General features: G+C 69.8%; 25 protein-coding genes. 16 read left to right on the forward strand and 9 right to left on the reverse strand.

Annotated elements, in window-relative coordinates:
* The gene (locus tag ACI2K4_RS25285) at positions 1-357 is read right to left on the reverse strand and encodes a DUF6158 family protein (protein ID WP_404514705.1); all 357 of its coding nucleotides are present in this window, start codon (positions 355-357) and stop codon (positions 1-3) included.
* 136 nt (positions 358-493) lie between these two features.
* Between ACI2K4_RS25285 and ACI2K4_RS25290 the strand changes: the two genes are divergently transcribed.
* Complete coding sequence (locus ACI2K4_RS25290; RefSeq protein WP_404514706.1) at positions 494-907, forward strand: hypothetical protein; 414 nt, start codon at positions 494-496, stop codon at positions 905-907.
* 16 nt (positions 908-923) lie between these two features.
* Positions 924-1,259 (forward strand): DUF3817 domain-containing protein, encoded by a 336-nt coding sequence (locus tag ACI2K4_RS25295; protein ID WP_404514707.1) that lies wholly within the window; start codon positions 924-926, stop codon positions 1,257-1,259.
* 191 nt (positions 1,260-1,450) lie between these two features.
* On the opposite strand, the gene ACI2K4_RS25300 is transcribed toward ACI2K4_RS25295, so the two are convergent.
* Positions 1,451-2,086: a DUF397 domain-containing protein gene (locus tag ACI2K4_RS25300; RefSeq protein ID WP_404514708.1), complete on the reverse strand. Its 636-nt coding sequence runs from the start codon at positions 2,084-2,086 to the stop codon at positions 1,451-1,453.
* On the opposite strand from ACI2K4_RS25300, the gene ACI2K4_RS25305 reads away from it, so the two are divergent.
* Positions 1,980-2,843 carry a helix-turn-helix transcriptional regulator gene (locus tag ACI2K4_RS25305; protein ID WP_404514710.1) on the forward strand — a complete coding sequence of 288 codons (864 nt, stop codon included), beginning with the start codon at positions 1,980-1,982 and terminating at the stop codon, positions 2,841-2,843. The two genes, ACI2K4_RS25300 and ACI2K4_RS25305, sit on opposite strands and share 107 nt — an antisense overlap.
* Here the strand turns inward: ACI2K4_RS25305 and ACI2K4_RS25310 are convergent.
* A complete protein-coding gene (locus tag ACI2K4_RS25310; RefSeq protein WP_404514711.1) occupies positions 2,802-2,942 on the reverse strand; it encodes a hypothetical protein in 141 nt (46 codons plus the stop codon). The two genes, ACI2K4_RS25305 and ACI2K4_RS25310, sit on opposite strands and share 42 nt — an antisense overlap.
* Positions 2,939-3,415: a DUF6232 family protein gene (locus tag ACI2K4_RS25315; RefSeq protein ID WP_404514712.1), complete on the reverse strand. Its 477-nt coding sequence runs from the start codon at positions 3,413-3,415 to the stop codon at positions 2,939-2,941. Before ACI2K4_RS25315 ends, ACI2K4_RS25310 begins: the two co-directional genes overlap by 4 nt.
* A gap of 830 nt (positions 3,416-4,245) precedes the next feature.
* Between ACI2K4_RS25315 and ACI2K4_RS25320 the strand changes: the two genes are divergently transcribed.
* Positions 4,246-5,208 (forward strand): NlpC/P60 family protein, encoded by a 963-nt coding sequence (locus tag ACI2K4_RS25320; RefSeq protein ID WP_404514714.1) that lies wholly within the window; start codon positions 4,246-4,248, stop codon positions 5,206-5,208.
* Between the two features lie 9 nt (positions 5,209-5,217).
* Positions 5,218-5,943 carry a hypothetical protein gene (locus ACI2K4_RS25325; RefSeq protein WP_404514716.1) on the forward strand — a complete coding sequence of 242 codons (726 nt, stop codon included), beginning with the start codon at positions 5,218-5,220 and terminating at the stop codon, positions 5,941-5,943.
* 125 nt (positions 5,944-6,068) lie between these two features.
* Here the strand turns inward: ACI2K4_RS25325 and ACI2K4_RS25330 are convergent, their stop codons facing one another.
* The 4 genes from ACI2K4_RS25330 to ACI2K4_RS25345 all read right to left on the reverse strand — a co-directional run bounded on the left by ACI2K4_RS25330 (position 6,069) and on the right by ACI2K4_RS25345 (position 10,356).
* Complete coding sequence (locus ACI2K4_RS25330; RefSeq protein ID WP_404514788.1) at positions 6,069-7,058, reverse strand: RNA polymerase sigma factor RpoD/SigA; 990 nt, start codon at positions 7,056-7,058, stop codon at positions 6,069-6,071.
* Positions 7,059-7,453: 395 nt separating this feature from the next.
* Entirely contained in the window at positions 7,454-8,356 is a 903-nt protein-coding gene (locus ACI2K4_RS25335) for a MurR/RpiR family transcriptional regulator (RefSeq protein WP_404514717.1), read from the reverse strand.
* 75 nt (positions 8,357-8,431) lie between these two features.
* Positions 8,432-9,448: an NAD-dependent epimerase/dehydratase family protein gene (locus tag ACI2K4_RS25340; protein WP_404514718.1), complete on the reverse strand. Its 1,017-nt coding sequence runs from the start codon at positions 9,446-9,448 to the stop codon at positions 8,432-8,434.
* 128 nt (positions 9,449-9,576) lie between these two features.
* Positions 9,577-10,356, reverse strand: a complete 780-nt coding sequence (locus tag ACI2K4_RS25345; RefSeq protein WP_404514719.1) for a dTMP kinase — start codon at positions 10,354-10,356, stop codon at positions 9,577-9,579.
* A 227-nt stretch (positions 10,357-10,583) separates the two neighbouring features.
* Between ACI2K4_RS25345 and ACI2K4_RS25350 the strand changes: the two genes are divergently transcribed.
* The 9 genes from ACI2K4_RS25350 to ACI2K4_RS25390 all read left to right on the forward strand — a co-directional run bounded on the left by ACI2K4_RS25350 (position 10,584) and on the right by ACI2K4_RS25390 (position 19,378).
* Positions 10,584-11,213, forward strand: a complete 630-nt coding sequence (locus ACI2K4_RS25350; protein ID WP_404514720.1) for a nucleotidyltransferase family protein — start codon at positions 10,584-10,586, stop codon at positions 11,211-11,213.
* Positions 11,210-11,488, forward strand: a complete 279-nt coding sequence (locus tag ACI2K4_RS25355; RefSeq protein WP_404514721.1) for a hypothetical protein — start codon at positions 11,210-11,212, stop codon at positions 11,486-11,488. The genes ACI2K4_RS25350 and ACI2K4_RS25355 overlap by 4 nt, the downstream gene beginning before the upstream one ends.
* Positions 11,489-11,498: 10 nt before the next feature.
* The gene (locus tag ACI2K4_RS25360) at positions 11,499-12,275 is read left to right on the forward strand and encodes a metallophosphoesterase (RefSeq protein WP_404514722.1); all 777 of its coding nucleotides are present in this window, start codon (positions 11,499-11,501) and stop codon (positions 12,273-12,275) included.
* Positions 12,266-12,409, forward strand: coding sequence for a GPGG-motif small membrane protein (locus ACI2K4_RS25365; protein ID WP_404514723.1), 144 nt, complete (start codon positions 12,266-12,268; stop codon positions 12,407-12,409). Before ACI2K4_RS25360 ends, ACI2K4_RS25365 begins: the two co-directional genes overlap by 10 nt.
* A gap of 451 nt (positions 12,410-12,860) precedes the next feature.
* Positions 12,861-14,207: an ABC transporter substrate-binding protein gene (locus ACI2K4_RS25370; protein WP_404514724.1), complete on the forward strand. Its 1,347-nt coding sequence runs from the start codon at positions 12,861-12,863 to the stop codon at positions 14,205-14,207.
* Positions 14,208-14,279: 72 nt separating this feature from the next.
* A complete protein-coding gene (locus ACI2K4_RS25375) occupies positions 14,280-15,347 on the forward strand; it encodes a carbohydrate ABC transporter permease (protein WP_404514725.1) in 1,068 nt (355 codons plus the stop codon).
* Between the two features lies 1 nt (position 15,348).
* Positions 15,349-16,317 carry a carbohydrate ABC transporter permease gene (locus tag ACI2K4_RS25380; protein WP_404514727.1) on the forward strand — a complete coding sequence of 323 codons (969 nt, stop codon included), beginning with the start codon at positions 15,349-15,351 and terminating at the stop codon, positions 16,315-16,317.
* A 67-nt stretch (positions 16,318-16,384) separates the two neighbouring features.
* Complete coding sequence (locus ACI2K4_RS25385) at positions 16,385-17,407, forward strand: LacI family DNA-binding transcriptional regulator (RefSeq protein ID WP_404514729.1); 1,023 nt, start codon at positions 16,385-16,387, stop codon at positions 17,405-17,407.
* Positions 17,408-17,719: 312 nt separating this feature from the next.
* Positions 17,720-19,378, forward strand: coding sequence for a glycoside hydrolase family 13 protein (locus ACI2K4_RS25390; protein ID WP_404514730.1), 1,659 nt, complete (start codon positions 17,720-17,722; stop codon positions 19,376-19,378).
* A gap of 52 nt (positions 19,379-19,430) precedes the next feature.
* Here ACI2K4_RS25390 and ACI2K4_RS25395 read toward each other — a convergent pair whose 3' ends face one another.
* Complete coding sequence (locus ACI2K4_RS25395) at positions 19,431-20,894, reverse strand: MFS transporter (RefSeq protein WP_404514732.1); 1,464 nt, start codon at positions 20,892-20,894, stop codon at positions 19,431-19,433.
* Positions 20,895-21,036: 142 nt separating this feature from the next.
* On the opposite strand from ACI2K4_RS25395, the gene ACI2K4_RS25400 reads away from it, so the two are divergent.
* Positions 21,037-21,882 (forward strand): helix-turn-helix domain-containing protein, encoded by an 846-nt coding sequence (locus ACI2K4_RS25400; protein WP_404514734.1) that lies wholly within the window; start codon positions 21,037-21,039, stop codon positions 21,880-21,882.
* The gene (locus ACI2K4_RS25405; RefSeq protein WP_404514735.1) at positions 21,873-22,061 is read left to right on the forward strand and encodes a DUF397 domain-containing protein; all 189 of its coding nucleotides are present in this window, start codon (positions 21,873-21,875) and stop codon (positions 22,059-22,061) included. The genes ACI2K4_RS25400 and ACI2K4_RS25405 overlap by 10 nt, the downstream gene beginning before the upstream one ends.
* Positions 22,062-22,221 lie beyond the last annotated feature (160 nt).

Genomic DNA, 22,221 nt, shown 5'->3' on the forward strand with positions numbered 1-22,221 from the left:
TCAGTCCCCGTCCCGCAGCCGGGACGGGTCGACCTCTCGACCCGGGTGCCGGCTGAGATATTCGGTCTCCAGCTCGGCGGTACGGCGCAGATGGTTGGCGAGCGCCGTGTCGGCGGCGTGCCGGAGGGTGTCCAGCCGGGTTCGGTGCAGGCTGTGCAGTTCTCGGATCAGGTCCTCGTCGCCGAGTTCGGCCGGGTCGATGCCGAGATCCTCGGCCTCCTCGACCACGACGTAACCCGCCGCGACCGGATCCCGGTCGCGCAGATGGTCGCCGTCCCACTCACCCACCCGCTGCTCGGGACTGTCGTCGGCGGACCCACCCGTCCCGAACCGGGCACCTCGCGCTGAATCGGTCATCCTCGCCCCCGCTAACTCGACTGGGTTGGCGACTGGACGGTTGCCCACCCCGGGTACGCCCCAAACCACACCTCGACGGGCGCTACTACGACGCCACGTCGGAGAGTCGGCCCGATCGCCGGTACGCTCTAGAGCCATGAGACGGCTGTGGACACCGGCGTGGATCGGCCGCCACGTGCTCACCCTCGTGCTCGTGGCCGGCTTCCTGGCGCTCGGCTGGTGGCAGATCAGCCGGGCGGCGGCCGGCAACACGCTCAGTTGGGCGTACGCGATCGAGTGGCCGGTCTTCGCCGGTTTCGTGATCTTCCTCTGGATTCGCGAGGCCCGGCACACCCTGCGTCCCGGCGAGCCCGCCGACCCCACGCCGCCACCTCCCCCGGCCGGAGCCCCCGGCGTACGCCGCCCGGTGCGCTCGGCCCGTACCGCCCGCGTCCTGGTGCCGGCGGCGGAGGAGAGCGACCCCGAACTGAGCGAGTACAACCACTACCTGTCGTGGTTGAACGCGAACCCGGGCGCCAAGCCCGGCGACTACCCCGGCCCCGGCCGGTAGGAAGGAACGGAACGAAGTGGGCGCAGCCCTGACCCGATACCGTGTGATCGCCTATGTGGTGGGCGTCGTGCTGATCATGCTCGTGGTGGTGGGCATGCCGTTGAAGTACGGCTGGGACCAGCCGGTGGTGGTGGAGACGGTCGGACCGGCACACGGCTTCCTGTACATGGTCTACCTGGTGGCCGCGTTCGACGTGACCCGGCGGGCGAAGTGGCCACTGGGGCAGATGTTGCTGGTGATGCTCGCCGGCACCGTGCCGTTCGTGTCGTTCTACGCCGAGCGGGTGGTACACCGGCGGATCAGCGCCCAGGCGCGGGAGGAGCAGCCCACACCGCAGACCGTGGCCGGCTGACCCCCGGCCGGTCCGGCGCGTGGGTGCCCCTCCCGCACGGCGGTGGGGTCGTGTCGCACGCGCACCCACGCCCCGGTGCTGGACCGTCCTGAGTGAACCGTGAGCGGCGACGTGAATCGCCACGGCGAGCCGGTCGTCCGCCGTACCGGTCGCCGCCGGACCAGAGCGACCGGTACGGGTGGAACCACGACTCAGTTTCGGTCGAACTCCCGTGCCCGCAGCGTGCCGACAAACGCCTGCCAGGCGGTGGCTGAGAAGACGACGTGTCGTTGCGGGTCGGTCGAGTTCCGCACCGCCATACCGGCCGCCACCTCGGCAACCTCGACACACTTCTGCGATTCGCAACGAGTGCTCTTCCGCCACGTACCCGTGACGGGACCCGGCTGCGACATGCGTCCTCCTCGACACCCGCTACCTTGCACGGCAGGCGCCGCGACGAGCAGACGATACCGGTCGACGAGCGGGGCGGATAGCCCGGAAATGCACGGATTATGGTGTTTCACTGCCGGGTTATACCGAGGGCCACGGTACGACTCCGGCCCGCTGCGAACTCTGGTGTCGGCTCCCGGCCCGGGTGTAGCCTGCACGATAGCTTTCCTACCTGGCAGGTAGCCGATAGCCAGGTGGCACCCCCTGACGACATCGGTGGCACCCTGACCACATCGGTACGGCGACCCCTCGCCCAGCCGCCGGTGTGCCGTTGACGGAGAGAGTCTGCTGATGAGCACGGCATTTGGCCCGACGGTGGGCAGACGCAGGCTCCGCTCGGCGATCCGCCGTGCCCGGGAGGCCTCCGGCCTGACCCAGGAGCAGGTGGCCGTCGCCATGGACTGGTCGCTCTCCAAGCTGATCCGGATCGAGTCCGGCTACGTCTCCATCTCCACCAACGACGTCAAGGCGTTGCTGCACCACTACCAGGTGACCGATCCGACCCAGGTGGCGAAGCTGGTCGACCTCGCCCGGGTGGCCCGGCAGCGCACCTGGTGGTCGCAGTACCGGGACACCGTGCCGCCGGCGTACTACGCCTACATCGGGCTGGAGGCGGAGGCGTCGCGGCTCTGCTTCTACCAGTCGGTCGGCATGCCCGGCCTGCTCCAGACCGAGGCGTTCGCCCAGGCCGTGGTCCGGTCCGTGATCCCGAACTTCAACGACGCCAGCGAAGCCCAGGCGTCGGTGGCCCTTCGGCTACGGCGCCAGCGCGAGGTGCTCGACCGCCCCGACCCGCCGGTCATCGACGTCGTGCTCGACGAGGCCACGCTGCACCGGCAGACCGGCGGCCGGGAGGTGATCCGGGACCAGTTGCTGCACCTGGTCCGGCTCGGCGAGGTCCCGCACATCACCGTGCAGGTGCTGCCGTTCACCTCGACCATCTACACGCCACTCGGTCAGTTCGTGATCGTCTGCTTCGACGGGTCCGAGGAGACCGACGCGGTCTACCTGGAGAGCACCGGCCTGGAGGACGTGCTGGACCACCCGGAGTCGGTCAGCTCGCACCTGGTGACCTTCGAGGGCCTGCGAGAGGCGGCGATGAGCCCGGCCGACTCACTCGCCCGGATCGCCACCATCGCCGGCACCCTCGACTGAAGCCACCACCCCGTCACCGCCGTCGCCGCCATTGGCGAGGGCGAGGGCGAGGGCGAGGGCGAGGGCGAGGGCGAGGGCGAGGGCGAGGGCGAGGGTCAACGGGCGGGTGGCTCCCAGGGCGGCGGGGAGGTGACCACGGGTTCGGCGACACCGCCGTACCGGGCGACCTCCTGCGCGCGGCGCAGCGCCCGGGTTAGCTGACCGAACTGGCGTTCCTGGTCGCTGGTGAACAACAGCGTCATCTCGCCCCGGTAGCGCCCCCAGAGCTCGTACGTCGGCGGTCGGAGCTTGTGACCGACAAAGGCGAGCACCACCGGCAGGAACGCTGCGGCGCCCAGGGCGAGGTAGGTGGCGGCGTTGAGCCGGTAGAACTCGCCGGTGTAGCCGAACGCGATGCCGATCACGGCCAGCACCGCGCCGGTGACCACCACGACCCGCACGGTGAGCGGGTCGTGCGGACCCCGGGCGGTCTTTAGCTGGGTCAGCTCGACCACCGGAAAGTGGCGTCCCGCCACGGTGAACGACTCACTGGTGACCCGGACTCCGGGCCGGTGGTAGAACTCGACCGGCACCGGGCGACGGGCCGACCTTCCGGTGACGGATTGTGTACCTGTTCGGCGCGCGGAGTCGCGAGTAGGATGCATGACAGCCTCCGACGGCTCGTGAACGGGCTGCGATGTGGCAGTGGTGAAGAGTGGTTTGCAAAGATCGGCACTTGGTGGCAGCCAGGTGCCGATCATCGTTTTGCAACGACGCTGTTGCCAGAAATCGATTCCGGCTCTGCAATCATTGTGCGAAGGACATGCCAGCAGAGGAAGGCTTGTTTCAGCCACCTGGCAGATTTCCAGGCGGCAGCTAGCTCCCTGGACAGATTTATGTCCTTCTTTGTGGTGCTTTAACCCGCCGGCAACCTCTACCCCATTTGCCAACACCGGCCATTGGGGCACTCGGTGAGTCGGAGCGTCGGACCCACCCGCTGTATCACTAAGCGACTACGTCTCACCACAATGGGTGATCGAGACATTCAATCCATCGATCGGTTCGACCAACGAATTCGCGGCCCCCACTGTTGCCGACACCCCACCGGGGACTAGGTTGGTTTCCGCTGGTTCGGTGGTCAGTCATCCCCCTGGGTGACGCCGGCCCGGCGCCGCCGAATCGCACCGGCCGAGCGCGACCTAGCGGTGACACTCCGCAGTCGCAGCCCGGAGCCGCTCCACAGCGGACGCCAACCGCCTCGCGGCGGGGGCGACCGCCAGGCTGGACTTCACCGACCAGGGCGCGCACATCGCGCGACCGAGCGGCTACACCGGCTCGACCCTGCTCCGGGGCACCGGAACGGGGCCGCGACGACGGGGGTCGCGGCATCGACCGGCGGCAGAACGGAAGGGGCTCCGCACTCTTGCCATCCGCGCGGATCCTGTTGCGCTCGCTCGTCCTGACGGGTCTGGCGGTCGGGCTGATCGCGCCCGCCACGGTCGCCCAGGCGGAACCATCCGCCGCCGAGCTGACGCAACAGATCAACAAATCCTCCAGCGAGCTCGAGAAGGTCATCGAGTCGTACAACAAGCTCAACGAGCAGATCAAGGTCACCAAAGCCACGGCTGCTCAACTCGCGGTCAAACTCGGCCCGTTGGAACAACAGGCCACGCAGAGCCGCGCCGAGGTGACCGCTCTGGCCACCAAGGCGTACAAGCAGGGCAACCTACGTACGGCGGACGCGCTGCTCGGCGACGACGGCGCGGAAAGCCTGCTCGACCGGCTCGGCACGCTCGACTACCTGGCCCGCGACCGGGAGCAGCGGCTCGCCGATCTGACCGCCTCGCAGCAGCAGTACATCGACCAGAAGGCACGGGTCGACGCGACGCTGGCGAAGCAGACCGCGCAGGCCAAGGAGCTTGAGGCGGGCAAGAAAAAGATCGAGGGCGAGATCAGCAAGCTCAACGAGACACGCCGCAAGGTGTACGGCACGGCCAGCAACGCCGGCAGCAAGTACACCGGCAAGATCCCGGCCATCGACGGCGACGCCGGCAAGGCGGTGACGTTCGCCTACAACGCGATCGGCAAGCCGTACGTCTTCGCGGCCGACGGCCCGAACGGGTACGACTGCTCCGGGCTCACCTCAGCGGCCTGGCGGGCGGCCGGCCAGTCGTTGCCGCACAACGCCGAGATGCAGCGGGATCGGACGACACCGATCAGCCGGAGCCAGCTCCAAGCCGGCGACCTGGTCTTCTACAACAACCTGTCCCACGTCGCGCTCTACGTCGGCAGCGGCAAGGTGATCCACGCGCCGCAGGTCGGCGAGAGCGTGACGCTCGCCAGCGTGGACATGATGACCCCGCAGGGCTTCGGCCGGGTCGGCTAACCTGCCCGGGTGACCTCACCCGAGACCACCGACCCGCTGGCGGGTACGGCGCTCGAACGCCTGACGCCGTACCTGCCAGCGGTTGGCACCACCCAGGAACCGGGTGTGGATCCCGCCGCCCGTCCGCTCTACGACCTCGTCGCCGCCCGACTGCGTGCCATCGGTGAGGCGGAGGCGTTCGCCGACTTTGTCCGGCAACCCCGGAACGACTCCCTGGTACGTCGCCTGCTCGCCACCGCCGTACGCGACGATCCCGCGTACGCCGCCGCGCTCACGGCCGCCGTGGCCGCCGTACCGGCCGGCGCGACGACCAGCCAGCTCCCGGACGGCACCGCCGGTTCAGCCGTGCCGCTGCCGCTGGGCGGGCGGGTCACCGGAGGTTCGGCCGACTCCGGGACCACCGCACCGGTCGGATCCGCCCCGGCACCGCGACTCTCCCGGCGTACGCTCCTCGTCGGCCTCGGCATCCTGGTCGTCGTGGTGGCGGTGGTCTGCCTGGTCGCCCGGAACATCCTCGGGAACCTCGACGACAGCGGCGGCCTGACCAGCCAGTCCACCTGCGCGGAGTTCCGCCAGGCGCCGAAGGAGGACCGCGCCGCCGCACTCCGGGCGATCGCCCTGGCCCGAGGGCTGCCCGAGCTGGACACCCCGCTCGGCCTCACCGCCGTCACCGAGTCCTGCGCCGCCCATCCCGGCCGCTCCCTGGCCGACACCATCGCCACCCTGCGCGACTGACCCCCGCCCACCCCTCTCACCCCCGCCCGGGGCCGGGGCCCGGTGGGGAGGGTGGGGTGGGGGTGGGGACAGGTCCGGCCGGTGTCCCCTGTGGGGAGCACCGGCCGGAGTTTCTGTCGTTCGGGTCAGGCGGCTTGCAGGCCCTCGGCGCGGGCCAGCTCGCGGAGCCGGCCGAGCGCCTGGATCTCGAGCTGACGGATCCGCTCCCGGGAGAGCGAGAAGCGCGAGGCGACCTCGGTGAGCGAGTGCTCGCGTCCGTCCTCCAGCCCGTAACGGGCCCGCATGATGCCGGCCGAACGGTCGTCGAGGTGGTTGAGTAGTCCTTCGATCCGCTGCCGCTCCAGTGCGGTCAGCACGATCTCCTCCGGCGACGGGGCGTCGCTGTCGGCGACCAGGTCACCGAGGTTGGTGTCGCCGTCGTCGCCGACCGGGGTGTCCAGCGACACCGTGTCCTGCGACCAGCGCACCAGCTCGTGCACCCGCTCCACCGTGACGCCCAGGGCCGCCGCGATCTGCTCCGGCTCGGGGTCGGAGCCCAGCTCACGGGTGAGCTGCCGGGCCACGTTACGCATCCGGTTGACGTCCTCGACCAGGTGCACGGGAAGCCGTACGGTCCGCTCCTGCTGGGCGATCGCCCGGCTGATCGCCTGACGGATCCACCAGGTGGCGTACGTCGAGAACTTGTATCCCCGCTCGTAGTCGAACTTCTCCACGGCCCGGACCAGGCCGGTGTTGCCCTCCTGGATCAGGTCGAGCATGGGCATCCCGGAGCGTACGTAGCGACGGGCGATCGAAACCACCAGCCGCAGGTTCGCCCGGATGAACAGATCCTTTGCCCGCTCCCCCTCGACCACCAGGCGCTCGAGCTCCTCGCGACTGACGCCGACCGGAACCCGTTCCTCGTCGAGGAGGTGCTCCGCGTAGAGGCCCGCCTCGATCGACTTCGAGAGGTCCACCTCCTTGGCCGCGTCGAGCAGCGGTGTGCGCGAGATCTCGTGCAGGTAGACGCCAACCAGGTCGCGCTCCTCGGCGACCTCGTCGGTACGCATCACGATGCTCTTCTCCACGTCGCTCACGGTCCCCTCGTCTGCCCCGGTTGCCCGGTTACCTGCCATCCCCACGTTCATCAGCCCTCCCCCGTAACCACTGCTGTGCCCTGTGGCGCTGACACCTACACAACAGTTGAGACGCGTTGGGGATTCCATCTCGTGGGTCGAAAGTGTCACGAATGCCTGAGTAGTTCCTGTGAGCACGATCGAAGTTTGCTGTCAGGAGGCCCTTCCAGCCGCACAAAGCCCGTTTCCGCACGGATAGGCGGATCGGTGGCGCAGCCGTTTGGCCCGGTAAATGGCAACACCGCGACATAACGACGCGCAGCGATCCGCATCACCGTTGACCTGCGATCCTCGTCACTACGACTACACGCGCCGGCACCCTGATCGGTTCACCACGGTCCGGGAATACCCCTGTCCCGGGTGAACAATCCGACCGGCCGGCAAAGTCCCCTTGATCAACGAGGGCCGGCGGCGGACGGCGGAAGGGCCTCGGCGACAGCCGCCAGCGCCCGTCCCGCCCTGGCCCGATTGCGGCTGGCCACGCCGATGAAGAGACAGTCGACCACGGTGAGCTGGGCCAGCCGGCTGGCCATCGCCCCGGTTCGGTAGGTGGTCTCGCGGGCCGCCGTGGTCAGCACTAGATCGGCCACCGCCGCGATGGCCGCCCTGGGAAAGTTGGTCAGCGCGACGGTGGTGGCTCCCCGGCCCCTGGCCACGGCCAGCACCCCGATCGCGTCGGCGCCGACGCCGGTGTGGGAGATCCCGACCGCGACGTCGCCGCGCCGGAGCAGAGCGGCCGACGCCAGCGCGCTCCGCCCGTCCGCGAAGCAGAAGGCGAGGCGGCCGATCCGGTGCAGCTTGCGTTGGAAGTCCGCCGCGACCAACCCGCTGGCACCGGCACCGTGGATCTCGATCCGGCCGGCGCCGTGCAGGGCCGTGACCACCCGATCGCAGACCACCGGGTCGAGCTGGGCGGCGGTCTCGGCGACCGCACCGGCGTCGTGGAAGCCGACGGTCGCGATGATCTGGGACATCTCGGCGCCGGGTGGGATGTCACCGGCCAGCACCCGCCCGTCCGGCGGTTCGATCCGGCTGGCCGCCTCGGCGGCCAGCCGGATCCGTAGCTGGGGATAACCCGACAGGCCGGCCGAGCGACAGAACCGGACGACGGTCGCCTCCGAGGTCTCGGCGGCGGTGGCGAGGTCGGTGATCGTACGGCGGGCGGCTCCGGCCGGATCGGTCAGCACGAAGCGTGCCACCCGCTGCTCGGACGGCGACAGGGACGGCAGCAGACCACTGATCCGGGCGATCAGCGCACCGGGTGCATGACCTGCGGAAACCATCGCACTCTTCGCCACCAGCGAAAATTACTGACCACATCGGTGGGCGTCAACCAATTCCCCGACACCGAGTTGTTCGGGGCGGGCGCGTTCTCAGGGCCGGCGGGCGGCGGCCCACTCCCGCAGCACCTCGGCCTCCTGCGCGGGCTCCAGCCCACCGGCCTTGACCTGGTCCGGATACGCCCGAAGCCAGTCGAGCGTACGGGCGGCGGTCTCCGCGGGCGGCCGGGTACGCAGCCCGGCGGCGAGCGAGTCCGTCACGTCCCGGCTGAGGAAGCCGGCGTACTCGGGTGACGGCAGCCAGAGTGGCAGGGACCGTTCGCCGGTCCACGGCCGTACGTCCCGCTCGACGAGGAAGTCCTGCTCGACCCAGGTCAGGTCGGGATCGGCCCGCCCCACCCCGGCGGCCACCTCGGCCAGGAAACGGCCACGGGGCATCGGGGCGCTCATCCCGTCGAAGGTGCCGGCGAGCCCGGTCTCGGCCGCGTACAGCAGCCATCGCGCGAGGTCGTCGACGTCGACGAACTGGACCGGGTCCTCCGGCGTCCCGGGGGCGAGCACCTCACCGCCCCGGGCCAGCCGGGCCACCCAGTACGGGAACCGGTCGCTCGGGTCCTCCGGTCCGACGATCAGCCCGGCCCGACAGATGAACGAGCGCTCGACGCCGATCGTGTCGCGTACGGCGCGCTCGCAGGAGACCTTGCAGGGGCCGTAGAAGTCGGCGTGCTCGCCCACCGGGTTGTCCACCTCGGCCGGGGCCGGTTCCTTGACCTCGGCCGAGGCGGCCCGCTGACCGGGGACGCTGTCGTCGGCGTAGACCGAGCAGGTGGAGACGTACGACCAGTGGCCGACCCGGTCGGCGAGCGCGGCGAGGGCGTGCCGGGCATGGCTCGGCCGCCGGGTCACGTCGACCACCGCGTCGAACCGCTCACCGTCCAGTGCGGACAGACCGTCGGGACGGTCCCGGTCCGCCTTGACGAACCTGACCCCGGTCACCGGCCGCCCGGAGGCGCCCCGGGCGGCACAGGTGACGTCGTGGCCGGCCTCCTGGGCCAGCCGGGACACCGCGCGGCCGAGGAAGACGGTGCCGCCGAGTACGAGTAGACGCATAGGCCGATCATGCTGCGGCTCGGGCCGCCCGGACACCCCCGTCTGCCGAGGGCAGAAGGGTCAGGTCGAAGCCCACCGCCAACCGCCGGGTCCGACCCGGCCACCGGTCGGTGCTGAACCGCCCCGGGTCACCACCGGGAACGCGCGCTCCGGCTCAGCACCATCGGTGGCGGGGGTGCCGGTGTCGAGGGCGGTGCCGGCTCGGGCGGGCCGGTCGGCGCCGGCTCGGGTCGGCGGGTGGTCGGCGCGGCGGGTGGCTCCGGGGTTAGCCACGGGCGTAGGTAGACCGCGATCTGCGCGGTGACCTCCTCGGGGGTGCGGTTGGCGTCGATCACCACGAAGGTTCCGTGTTCCGGCAGCGACCGGTACGCGGCGTCCGCCGCGTTCAGGTACTCCATGCTCTCGTGGTCGGTCCCCCGGATGCCGATCCTGCGGTACGCCTCGGCCGGGTCGACCGAGAGCAGGAAGGTGACCTCGGGTTCGGGAAAGGGACGGTAGAAGAACCGGGCCAGTCGTTCCAGACGGCGCCCGCCGCTGTGCACCTGGATGCTGGCGTACTGGTCGACCGCGTAGCGGTCCATCACCGCGAGCCGGCGGCGGATGACGGACCGGACCAGCGCGCGGGCGATCGCCAGCCAGCGGAGCACGGATTCGGCGAGCAGCAGTCCGGTGCGGCCGAGCAGCCGCTGGGCGTCCGGCCGACCGAGCCGCCGGGCCGCCCGGCCGAACCAGCGCCGGCCGCCGGCATTGCGGTAGTAGGTGGATGCCACACCGGCCCGGTTGAGCGCGGCGGCGAGTCGGTGTCCCTGGGTGGTCTTGCCTGAGCCATCGATGCCGACAAGTGCGACGACGCGGAGTCGCCCCCTGCCGACCGTTTCAACGTGCCGATCCTGCGCAGATGGGGCCACGCTCAGCAACGGTACCGGGCGCTCGCACCCCTCGATGCTTCTTGTAATGGTATGACCCTTATTTTCGGAAAAAGGATGCCGCTTTTACCCGATAATGACGGAATCGGAAGCCAGGGGGATTCGTGGAGTCGAAACCCAACCGAGGTGTGAACGAGCAGGGTGCCGGGTACCGGCGAATCAGCACCCAACCGACCACATGCCCGCCACCGACCACCACGGGAGATGTCATGGATCACCGCGGGGACGAGGGTCTGCTGCACACCCTCAAGCGGGTCGCCGCCGTCCTCAAGCAGTCCGAGATCCCCTTCGCCCTGGGCGGAAGCTTCGCGGTCTACGCCCACGGAGGCCATTCGAGCGACCACGACGTCGACTTCCTGCTCCGCGAGGAGGACACCGAACGAGCCCTGGCGGCCCTGGTGGGCGAGGGCTTCGTGGCCGAGCGCCCGCCGGAGGACTGGCTGGTCAAGGTCTACGACGACGGCCGCCTGGTCGACCTCATCCACCGGCCGATCGAAACCCCGGTCACCGACGACACCCTCGCCGACACGGTGATCCGGCCGGTCGACGCCATCCACATGCCGGTGCTCACCGCGACCCGGCTGATGGTGCACAAGCTGCTCAGCTTCTCCCAGCACTACTGCGACTTCGCCCGTGGGCTGCCGTTGGCCAGGTCACTGCGCGAGCAGATCGACTGGGACCGGGTACGCGAGGAGACCGGCCACTCGCCGTACGCGGAGGCGTTCCTGATCCTGCTGAACCGGCTGGACGTGGTGCCGGACGCGACCGCCGGGGCACCCGCCCCGACCGAGGCGGCCCGGACCGAGGCCGACCGGGCCGAGAAGGAGGTGCTGGCATGACCGAACCACCCCGACGGGTCGCCGTGGAGCGACCCGACGACTACCTGGAGGCGGCCGTACAGCGGTTGTTGACCGAGAACCCCGACATCGCCGAGCAGGGCATCACGGTGGACCGCCGGGACCAGTCGCTGGTCCTGTACGGCGAGGTGGAGAGCCCGCAGCGGCGGGAGGAGATCCTGCGCCGGGTGGCCGAGGCGTACCCGGACCTGCCGTTGAAGGTCGACATCGGACTCATCCGGGCGCAGGCCCCCACCGAGGTGGAGGAACTGCCGTGAGGGAGGCGACATGGTGATCCGGATCGCCGCCGTCGGCGACGTACATCTCGACCAGGACGTGGTGGGGCGCTTCCGTCCGGCCCTCGACCAGATCGCCGAGTACGCCGACGTGCTGTTGCTCGCGGGCGACCTGACCCGGCACGGCTCGGAGTCCGAGGCGCGCTGCGTGGCCACCGAGTTCGGCGGCCTGGACGTACCGGTGGTGGCGGTGCTCGGCAACCACGACCACCACTGTGACGAGGTGCCGTCCGTGGTGCGGGTGCTCCAGGACGCGGGCATCACCGTGCTGGAGGGGACCGGGGTGGTGCTGCGCTGCGGCGAGCACCGGCTCGGCATCGCCGGGGCGAAGGGGTTCGGCGGTGGTTTCGCCGGCCGCTGTGCCAGCGAGTTCGGCGAGCCGGAGATGAAGGCGTTCATCCGTACCACCAGTGCGGTGGCGGACCGGCTCGGCACCGCGCTGCGGGAGCTGGACGCCGACGTACGGGTGGCACTGACCCACTACGCCCCGGTGCCGGACACGCTCGCCGGTGAGCCGCTGGAGATCTACCCGTTCCTCGGCTCGTACCTGCTCGGCGAGGCGATCGACTCGGCGCCGACCGCGCTGGCGATCCACGGCCACGCACACCACGGCACCGAGCGCGGCACCACCCCGGGCGGCGTACGCGTACGGAACGTGGCGCACCCGGTGATCAAGCAGGCGTACAGCGTGTTCCACCTCTCAGAGCAGGCCGATCGGGCGAAGGTTTCCGCGGAAATCGGGTCGGGTATTGACCGGTCATGGACCTGATTCTTTGGATTCTCGCAGTCGTACTGGTGGTCTCCGGCGTGCTCGCACTGTTCCGGCGGCAACTCCTCTGGGGCATCGTCCTCATCGTCATCGGGCTGCTGGTCGGCCCGGGTGGGGTCAGCATCTTCAATTGACGCTCGATCCCCCGTTCCCCCGTCCGATCCCCTCCTGACCCCTCCCCCCCGAAGATCCCTCCCTCCCCTCCCTCCTGTCGAAACACCTCTTCCCCCGACCCGCCGGGGTCGTCGTTCCGAGTCTTTGTCCTCCCCGACGAAGGACCCGGAACGACGGCCCCGGTGTCGTGTGCCCGGCCGAAATCCCCACATGCCGGATCAATGTCCGCCGATGACCACGAGTTTGCATCCGTCGATTCGTCGATCCCGCAAGATCCACCATGTGGAACGGGGGCGTTTGTCGCGCCGCACGTCGGAGCGGCGGCCGGTAAACGAGCAGGTTTCCGAATCGTTACGGGCTCGTGCCGCCGCAAGTCTGGACGGCCGTACCTGCAAGCGCTTACATATGGGCACGCCCATCGGGGCCGGCGACGGGGCTGACCCGACGCGCCGGCGAAGGAAGGAGGACGGCATGGCGGTCTTCACCAGACCACGCCAGGCCCTCGTGATCGTCAGCGCGCTCGCACTGACCTTCAGCGCCACCGCCTGCTCTTCGAGTGGCGGCGACACGAACAGCAACGCGGACTCCCCGGAGTGCGCCGCCTACGAGGCATACCAGGGCAGCGACGGCGAGAAGGTCAGCATCTACGCGTCCATCCGCGACGCCGAGGCGGACGTCCTGCAGGAGTCCTGGTCGCAGTTCGAGAAGTGCACCGGCATCGAGATCGACTACGAGGGCAGCGGCGAGTTCGAGGCGCAGCTCCAAGTCCGGGTGGACGGCGGCGACGCGCCGGACATCAGCTTCATCCCCCAGCCCGGCCTGCTGACCCGGTTCGCCGACGCCGGCAAGCTCAAGGCCGCGTCGGCCGAGACCAAGACCCTGGCCGAGAAGAACTTCCCGCCGGACTGGTTGAAGTACTCGACCGTCAAGGGCACCTTCTACGGCGCCCCGCTCGGCTCCAACGTGAAGTCCTTCGTGTGGTATTCGCCGAAGACCTTCAAGGAGAAGGGCTGGACCGTCCCGACCACCTGGGCCGACCTGCTCGCCCTGAGCGAGAAGATCGCCGCGACCGGCGAGAAGCCCTGGTGCGCCGGGATCGAGTCCGGTGACGCCACCGGCTGGCCGGCGACCGACTGGATCGAAGACCTGATGCTGCGTACGGTCACGCCCGAGGTCTACGACCAGTGGACCACGCACGGCATCGCGTTCAACGACCCCCGGGTGGCGAACGCCCTGGACGAGGCCGGCAAGATCCTGAAGAACCCCAAGTACGTCAACGGCGGCTACGGCGACGTCAAGAGCATCGCGGCCACCTCGTTCCAGGAGGGCGGCCTGCCGATCCTCCAGGGCAAGTGCGCGCTGCACCGGCAGGCGTCGTTCTACGCGAACAACTGGCCCCAGGGGACCAGGGTGGCCGAGGACGGCGACGTCTACGCCTTCTACTTCCCCGCGATGGACCCGACCAAGGGCAAGCCGGTGCTGGGTGGCGGCGAGTTTGTCGTCGCCTTCGCCGACCGGCCCGAGGTGCAGAAGGTGCAGACCTACCTGGCTTCCGCCGAGTACGCCAACACCCGGGCCAAGCTGGGTAACAACGTCTCGGCGAACAAGGGCCTGGACGTCAACAACGTGCCGAACCCGATCGACAAGCTCTCCGTACAGATCCTCCAGGACCCGAACACCGTCTTCCGGTTCGACGGTTCGGACCTGATGCCGGCCGCCGTCGGCGCGGGCACGTTCTGGAAGGGCATGATCGAGTGGATCAACGGTAAGGACACCGCCGCCACGCTCTCCCAGATCGAGAGCACCTGGCCGAAATGAGTTCCCCGGTGGTCCGGTCCGGCGTACCCCGGACCGGACCACCGGTTCGTCTAGCGGCCCCGGGGAGGGCGGATGAACTTCGACTTCGCGGACGAGTCACCGAAGCTCGTCATGCTGTTGTACGGGCTGGTGGCGTTCGTCGTCGTGGTCGGCGGACTGCTGCTCCTGCTCGACGTCGTACCGAACTGGTTCGCCCGCCGACGTGAGGCCCGGCTGGTCGCGGTCGCGGCCGGCGGAGGGTCGCCGGCCGCGCCGCGCGCCCGGTCCCGACGGGTCAACCGGACCGAGGGGCTGTTCGGCCTCTTCTTCCTGCTGCCCACGGTGCTCCTGCTCCTGGTCGGCCTGGTGGTCCCGGCCATCCGGACGCTGGTGCTCTCCTTCATGGACGGTGGCAGCGAGAACTGGGTCGGGCTGCGCAACTACGGTTGGTTGTTCAGCCAGGACGAGATCGTCCGGGTGCTGGTCAACACCGGGATCTGGGTGATCCTGGTGCCGCTGCTGGCCACCACGACCGGACTGCTCTACGCGGTGATGGTGGACAAGGCCCGGTTCGAGGCGATCGCCAAGTCGCTGATCTTCCTGCCGATGGCCATCTCGTTCGTCGGCGCCAGCATCATCTGGCGCTTCGTCTACGCCTACCGGGGCGAGGGGCAGGAGCAGATCGGTCTGCTCAACCAGGTCGTGGTCTGGCTCGGCGGCGAACCCCGCCAGTGGTTGCAGGAGCCGCCGCTGAACACCCTGCTGCTGATCGTGATCCTGATCTGGATCCAGGCCGGTTTTGCCATGGTGGTGCTCTCCGCCGCGATCAAGGCGATCCCCGGCGACATCGTGGAGGCCGCCCGGCTCGACGGGGTCACCCCGTGGCAGATGTTCTGGCAGGTCACGCTCCCGAGCATCCGACCGGCGTTGATCGTGGTCGTGGTGACCATCTCGATCGGGACACTCAAGGTCTTCGACATCGTACGGACCGCGACAAACGGCAACTTCGACACCAACGTGATCGCCAGCGAGATGTACAACCAGGCGTTCCGCTACGGCGAGACCGGACAGGGCTCGGCGCTCGCGGTCTTCCTCTTCGTCCTGGTGATCCCGATCGTGATCTACCAGATCCGCAACCTGCGCAAGCAGCGGGAGGTATGACATGGCCACCGCCGTTCCGGTACGCGCCGGCACCCCCGCCACCGCGACCGACCAGCCCACCACCCGTGGCGGCCGGATCCGCAAGCGGCTGAACAGCCGGACCGCGACCGTGGTCTCGATCGTCATCGCGGTGGTCTGGACCCTGCCCACCTTCGGCCTGTTCATCTCCTCGTTCCGCCCCGAGGACCAGATCAAGACCACCGGCTGGTGGACCTTCTTCACCGACCCGCAGTTCACGCTGGACAACTACCAGCAGGTGCTCTTCGGCCGCTCGTCCTCCTCGGGCCAGCTCGCCAGCTACTTCGTGAACTCCGTCGTGATCACCATTCCGTCGGTGCTCTTCCCGCTGGCGTTCGCGGCACTGGCCGCGTACGCGCTGGCCTGGGTCAACTTCAAGGGCCGGGACTGGATCTACATCGGCATCTTCGCGCTCCAGATCGTGCCGTTGCAGATGGCGCTGGTGCCGCTGCTCAGCTTCTTCTCCCAGGGGGTGAACGTCGGCGGGGTGACGCTGATGCCGCCCTGGGACCTCGACGACGAGCAGCGGTTCGTGCAGGTCTGGTTCGCGCACACCTGCTTCGCCCTGCCGCTGGCCATCTTCCTGCTGCACAACTTCGTCTCGCAGTTGCCACGGGACCTGATGGAGGCGGCCCGGGTGGACGGCGCCACCCACCCGAAGATCTTCCGGACGATCGTGCTGCCGCTGATCACCCCGGCGATCGCCGCCTTCGGCATCTTCCAGTTCCTCTGGGTCTGGAACGACCTGCTGGTGGCACTGATCTTCGCCGGTGGCGGGGACGAGACAGCACCGATGACGGTACGCCTGGCGGAGATGGCCGGCACCCGGGGCAGCGAGTGGCAACGACTCACCTCGGGCGCGTTTGTCTCGATCGTCGTACCGTTGATCGTCTTCCTCTCCCTCCAGCGCTACTTCGTCCGCGGCCTGCTCGCCGGCAGCGTCAAGGGCTGAGCCCGGCGCCCGGCGGAGGTTGCGGGGCCGCGGACCGGCGGCCTGACCGAGCGGAGCAGGTAACACCGTGACCAAGATCGACGACGTCGCACGGCTGGCGCGGGTCTCCACCGCCACGGTCTCCCGCGCGCTGCGCGGGTTGCCGACGGTGTCGGAGGCGACCCGCGCCCGCGTGCTCGCCGCCGCCGAGCAACTCGGCTACACCGCCTCGCCCAGCGCCTCCCGACTGGCCGGCGGGCGGACCGGCGCGGTCGCGGTGGTGGTGCCACAGATCACCCGCTGGTTCTTCGGCACCGTGGTCGACGCCGCCGAGGAGACGCTGCGCGAGGCCGGGTACGACCTGCTCCTCTACAACCTGGGCGACCGGGAGAGCAACCGGCGGCAGTTGCTCCGCACCACCAACCTGCACAAACGCGCCGACGCGCTGATGCTGGTGGCCACCCCGCTCGCCCCGGCCGAGGTGGCCACGGTCGCCCAGCTCCGGCTGCCGGGGGTGACGGTGAGCTCCGGCGCCGCCGTACCGGGGTGGCCGAGCGTACGGATCGACGACGTCGGCGCGGCCCGAGCCGCCACCGAGCACCTGCTGTCGCTGGGCCACCACCGGATCGCCCACCTGGCCGGCGACGCCTCCGCCGAACTCTCCTTCACCACCCACCTCGACCGGCGGCACGGCTACCGGCAGGCGTTGCTCGCCGCCGGCCGGACCCCCGACCCGCGCCTGGACGTGGAGGCCGAGTTCACCGTGGACGGCGGCAGTTGGGCCACCGGTGAACTGCTCAGCCGGGGCGAACCGCCGACCGCGATCTTCGCCGCCTGCGACGAGATGGCGATGGGCGCGATGTCCGCCCTCCGGTCGGCCGGACTCCGGGTGCCGCAGGACGTCAGCGTCATCGGTCTGGACGACCACGACCTCGCCTCGGCCGTCGGGCTGACCACCGTTGCCCAGCCCGCCGCCAGCCACGGGCGGCTCGCCGCCGGCCTGCTCCTCGACCCTCTCGAAAATCGTGCCCGGCCGACCGCCACGACGTCGATCGTGCTGCCCACCCGGCTGGTGGTCCGCGAGTCGACCGGCCCACCCCGGACCGGATGACCCACCGTCGTCCTGACACCACCGCCGGCCGGTCCGCGCGCCCTCCACCGCCGGCCGGTCCGCGCGCCCCCACCGCCTGATGATCCGCGCCTTCGCACATCGCCGGTTCGCACATCGCCGGCCGGTCCGCGCGTCGGTCCGGCCGAGCCGGGCGGGTCGGCCGGAACACCGGCAGACTGAGTCAGAACGCCCGACCTCCGGACCACGTCGACCACCGGCCGGCCGTCCGAGTCCCACCATGTCCGACACCCACGGGAGTACGCCCTGAACAGCCAGCAGACGCACGCCTCGACCACCGGGACGCCGCAGTCCGTGCCCTCCTCGACCGACCAGTCCGAACCCACGCCGTGGTGGCGGGAGGCGGTCATCTACCAGATCTATCCTCGCTCCTTCGCCGACCTCGACGGTGACGGGATCGGTGACCTGCCCGGCATCACCGGCCGTCTGGACCACCTGGTCGAACTCGGGGCGGACGCGATCTGGCTCTCCCCGTTCTACCCCTCCCCACAGGCCGACGCCGGGTACGACGTGGCCGACTACCGGGGTGTGGACCCGCTCTTCGGGCGGCTGTCCGACGCCGACAAACTGATCACCGAGGCACACGCGCGCGGGCTGCGGGTCATCGTCGACCTGGTGCCCAACCACACCTCCGCCGCCCATCCCTGGTTCGCCGAGGCCCTGGCCGCCGAGCCGGGCAGCGTCCAGCGGCAGCGCTACATCTTCCGGGACGGTCGGGGCGCGGGCGGCGAGGAGCCGCCGAACGACTGGCAGAGCGTGTTCGGCGGACCCGCCTGGACCCGTACGAAGGACGCCGACGGTCGACCCGGCCAGTGGTACCTGCACCTGTTCGACCCCGGCCAGCCCGACCTGAACTGGGACCGGCCCGAGGTGCGCGCGGAGTTCCTGGACATTCTCCGGTTCTGGCTCGACCGGGGCGTCGACGGCTTCCGGGTCGACGTCGCACACGGCCTGGTGAAGCAGGCCGATCTCGCGGACTGGAGCTACCCGCCGGAACCGCTCTCCGGTGAGGGCACCGACCGTCCGCGCCCGCCGATGTGGGACCAGGACGGGGTGCACGACATCTACCGCGACTGGCGGCAGGTGCTCGACAGCTACCCGGGTGAGCGCATCATGGTCGCCGAGGCGTGGGTGCAGCCGGCCGAGCGGCTGGCCGCGTACGTCCGACCGGACGAGATGCACCAGGCGTTCAACTTCGAGTACCTGGAGGCGGCCTGGACCGCACCCGCCCAGTACGCGGTCATCACCCGCTCCCTGGAGGCGAGCGCGACGGTGGGCGCCCCGACGACGTGGGTGCTCTCCAACCACGACGTGATCCGGCACGCGTCCCGGCTCGGCCTGCCGGTCGGTCAGACCCGGCCGAACGGGATCGGCGCCGACGATCCGCAGCCGGACGGGGTGCTCGGGTTGCGCCGGGCTCGGGCGGCCACCCTGCTGATGCTCGCCCTGCCCGGTTCCGCCTACCTGTACCAGGGTGAGGAACTCGGCCTGCCCGAGCACACCACGATGCCGGACGAGGCCCGGCAGGACCCGACCTGGGAACGCAGTGGTCACACCCGTCGGGGACGGGACGGTTGCCGGGTGCCGATCCCGTGGGAGACAGACTCGCCGTCGTACGGCTTCGGTCCGGGCGACCGGAGCTGGCTGCCCCAACCCGCCGTCTACGCCGAGTACGCGCTGGACCTCCAGCGCGGGGTGACCGGTTCGACGTACGAGCTGTACCGCACCGCCCTGCGGCTGCGCCGGGAGCACGGCCTCGGCCGGGGCAGCGTCTACTGGCTGACCAGCCCGGACGACGTGATCATCTTCGACAACGGGGAGCTGACCGTGCTGACCAACTTCGGCCCGGCTCCCGTACCGCTGCCGGCCGGCGCCACCGTACTCGTCTCCAGCGCCCCGCTCGACGACAACAACCGGATCCTCCCCGACACCACCCTCTGGTACCGCACCTGAGGTGTAAGGAAGGGCCCCTTATTAACGCTATGCGTTAATAAGGGGCCCTTCCTTACACGTCGGCGGCGCGGGAGCGGTCGGCGCGGTCGTGCAGGAGGACGTGCACGTTCTCGATGTCGCGCGGGGACGTACGCGAGGCGAGCCAGTACATGATCCCGGTCGGGATGAAGAAGAGCTGGAACGCGGCCAGCCCGACGGCGAAGTTCAGCGGTGGCGGGAAGGCCGACCGCAGCCCCTGGAAGGCGATCCCGACCAGTCCGTTGCCGGCCGCGCGGCCGACCCCGTTGACCAGGTTGCCGAGACTGTAGACCGTGCCCCGGTGTTCGGGCGGGTTGACGTCGGCGATCAGCGCGAACCAGTTCGGCGAGTTCGCCGAGGTCAGCGCGAGCGCGACCAGCGCGGTGAGCAGGCTGAACCCGACCGTCGGCTCGGTCAGCACACTGCCGAGAACGGCCGTGATCACCGCGCCGGCACCGGCGCCGTCCGGCACGTCGATCCGGATCGGCACGAAGAACAGGACCAGGTAGAACGGCACGGCCGCGAGGATGCCGACGGCCGCGACCAACGCCCGACCCCGAGGCGTACGTCGTTGCAGCGCGTCGCCGACGAGTCCACCGACGATCGAGAGCACCCCGCCGAGTTGGAACAGGGTGGCGAAGACGCTGCCCACGATGATCGCGGTGGCGGTGGAGATGCCCTGGTCCTCGGCCCGTTCCTGGAAGAGCACCGGCAGCCAGACCAGCGAGCCGAAGGCCGCCTGCGCGGTCAGGCCCTGGAGGATCAGCCAACGGTTCGTCCGGCGGTCCAGGATCAGTGGCAGGTCGGCGCGGCTGATCCGGTAGTCGTACTCGTGGCCGGTGGCGAGCGCCCCCGCGAGTTCGGGCTCGCTCTGCCCCCGCCGGATGTCGTACGTGAAGAGGTAGGCGACCGTGGCGACCAGCCCGGCGGCGCTGAGCACCAGGAACGGCCGTCGCCAGTCGGTCGAGCCGAGGATGCCGCCGAGCAGCGTCCCGGCGAGCGTGCCGACGCCCTGGGAGAGGCCCCAGAAGCTCATCACCAGTCCCCGACGGCGGGGCGAGATCAAATCGGTCACCACCGAGAAGCCGACCGAACCGACCGCGCCGAGGCCGATCGCCGCCACCGCCTGCGCGGCGAAGAACGCGGGATAGCCGCCGAGGCCGCCGAGCCACGACGGGTAGTTGCCGGCGGCGGCGCTGCCGGCCGTACCGACCGCCCAGAGCAGGGTGCCGATCATCAGGAGCGGTTTGCGGTTGGTCCGGTCGCCGAAGTACGCCCAGCCGACCGCCGCGACCGCGCTGACCAGGAAGCTGACGGCGGTGACCAGCCCGATCGCCGAGGTGTTGACGTGCAGCGTGTCGCTGATCGGCCGGTAGAGCGGCGGCACCAGCCCGATCGCCACGTTGTCCAGCGAGGCGAGCACCACGAAGACAACGATGCTGTAGAACCGGTGCGCCGGTCCACCGCCCCGGGCCAGTCGCCCACTTCCGCTGCTCATGGTCGTCTCCGGCACCCGCACAGCATGCGGCACGAGGCCGACGGACCGTGGCACCCGGGCCGGTCGAGCATCCACGGGGCGAAATTGAGCAGCGATGAGGAGTCGCGGGGTCACCTTGCGCTGTCGGACCTGCCTAGGCTTGATGGCTGGCCAGCACGACTCGATCGAGGGGACTGGACGACACATGAACGTGACGGTCGCGGCGTTTGTCGTACGCGAACTGCGCCGAGCGCGGATCGCGGCGCAGGAGACGCAGGAGGAGTTCGGCCAGCGGTGCAACTTCTCCGGCTCGCACGTCGGCTCGGTGGAGACGGGAAGCCGTCCGCCGACGCTCGAATACCTCCGCGCGGTCGACCGGGCACGTGGGACCGGCGGGCTCTTCGAGCGGATGTGGCTGGAACTGTCCGGGCTGGACGAGATCCCACCCTGGGTACGCGAGCGAGCTTCCATGGAGAGCGACGCGACCATGCTCCGCTGGTACGAACAGTCCTGGGTCCCCGGCCTGTTGCAGACCGAGGAGTACGTGCGAGCGGTGTTCGCGAGTAACCGACGGATCAGCCAGGAGGAGGCGGAGCGCCGGATCGCGGATCGGTTGGAGCGGCAGCGGGTTCTGGACGGTGAGCACCTGTCCCTGCTGGTGGCGGTGTTGGACGAGGCGGCGCTGCGCCGGTCGGTCGGCGGGCCGAAGGTGATGCGCGGACAGTTGCTGCACCTGGCCGGGGTGGCGGTCGACCATCCTCGGGTCCGGTTGCACGTGGTGCCGGCGAGCGCGGGTGCCTACGCCGGACTCAACGGGCCATTCATCATCGCCCGGCTGACCAACGGGGAGGAGGTCGCCTATCTGGACAACCAGTTGAAGGGGCAGGTGGCGGCCCGGGAGCCCGAAATGGCAGAGCTGCGCGACGCGTGGGAGGCGATACTGGGTGAGGCGCCGACGCCCCAACAGTCGATCGACAAGCTCACGGAGGTGGCCGAGACATGGATCTGACCGGTGCGCGCTGGCGCACCAGCACCCGCAGCGGCTCGAACAACGGCGCCTGTATCGAGGTGGCGGACAATCTGCCCGGCCGAGTGCTGGTCCGGGACACCAAGGACCGTACCGGTGGCACCCTCGCCTTCGCTCCCACCGCCTGGCACACCTTCGTCACCCACCTCAAACACCCCTGACGCTGTTGATCATGAGGTTGTCGCACCCACTGAAGATCGAACCTGCGACAACCTCATAATCAACAGACTGGGGGTGGTGGCGAAGTATCCGGGGTTGAATGTAGTCGTTACTCGAATCGGGTGCTAGTGGTCCTTTTCGTCCTTCGGGAGGGGCGCTGGC

The organism is Micromonospora sp. NPDC050397 (genome assembly GCF_044901685.1).
Classification (GTDB): Bacteria; Actinomycetota; Actinomycetes; order Mycobacteriales; family Micromonosporaceae; genus Micromonospora_G.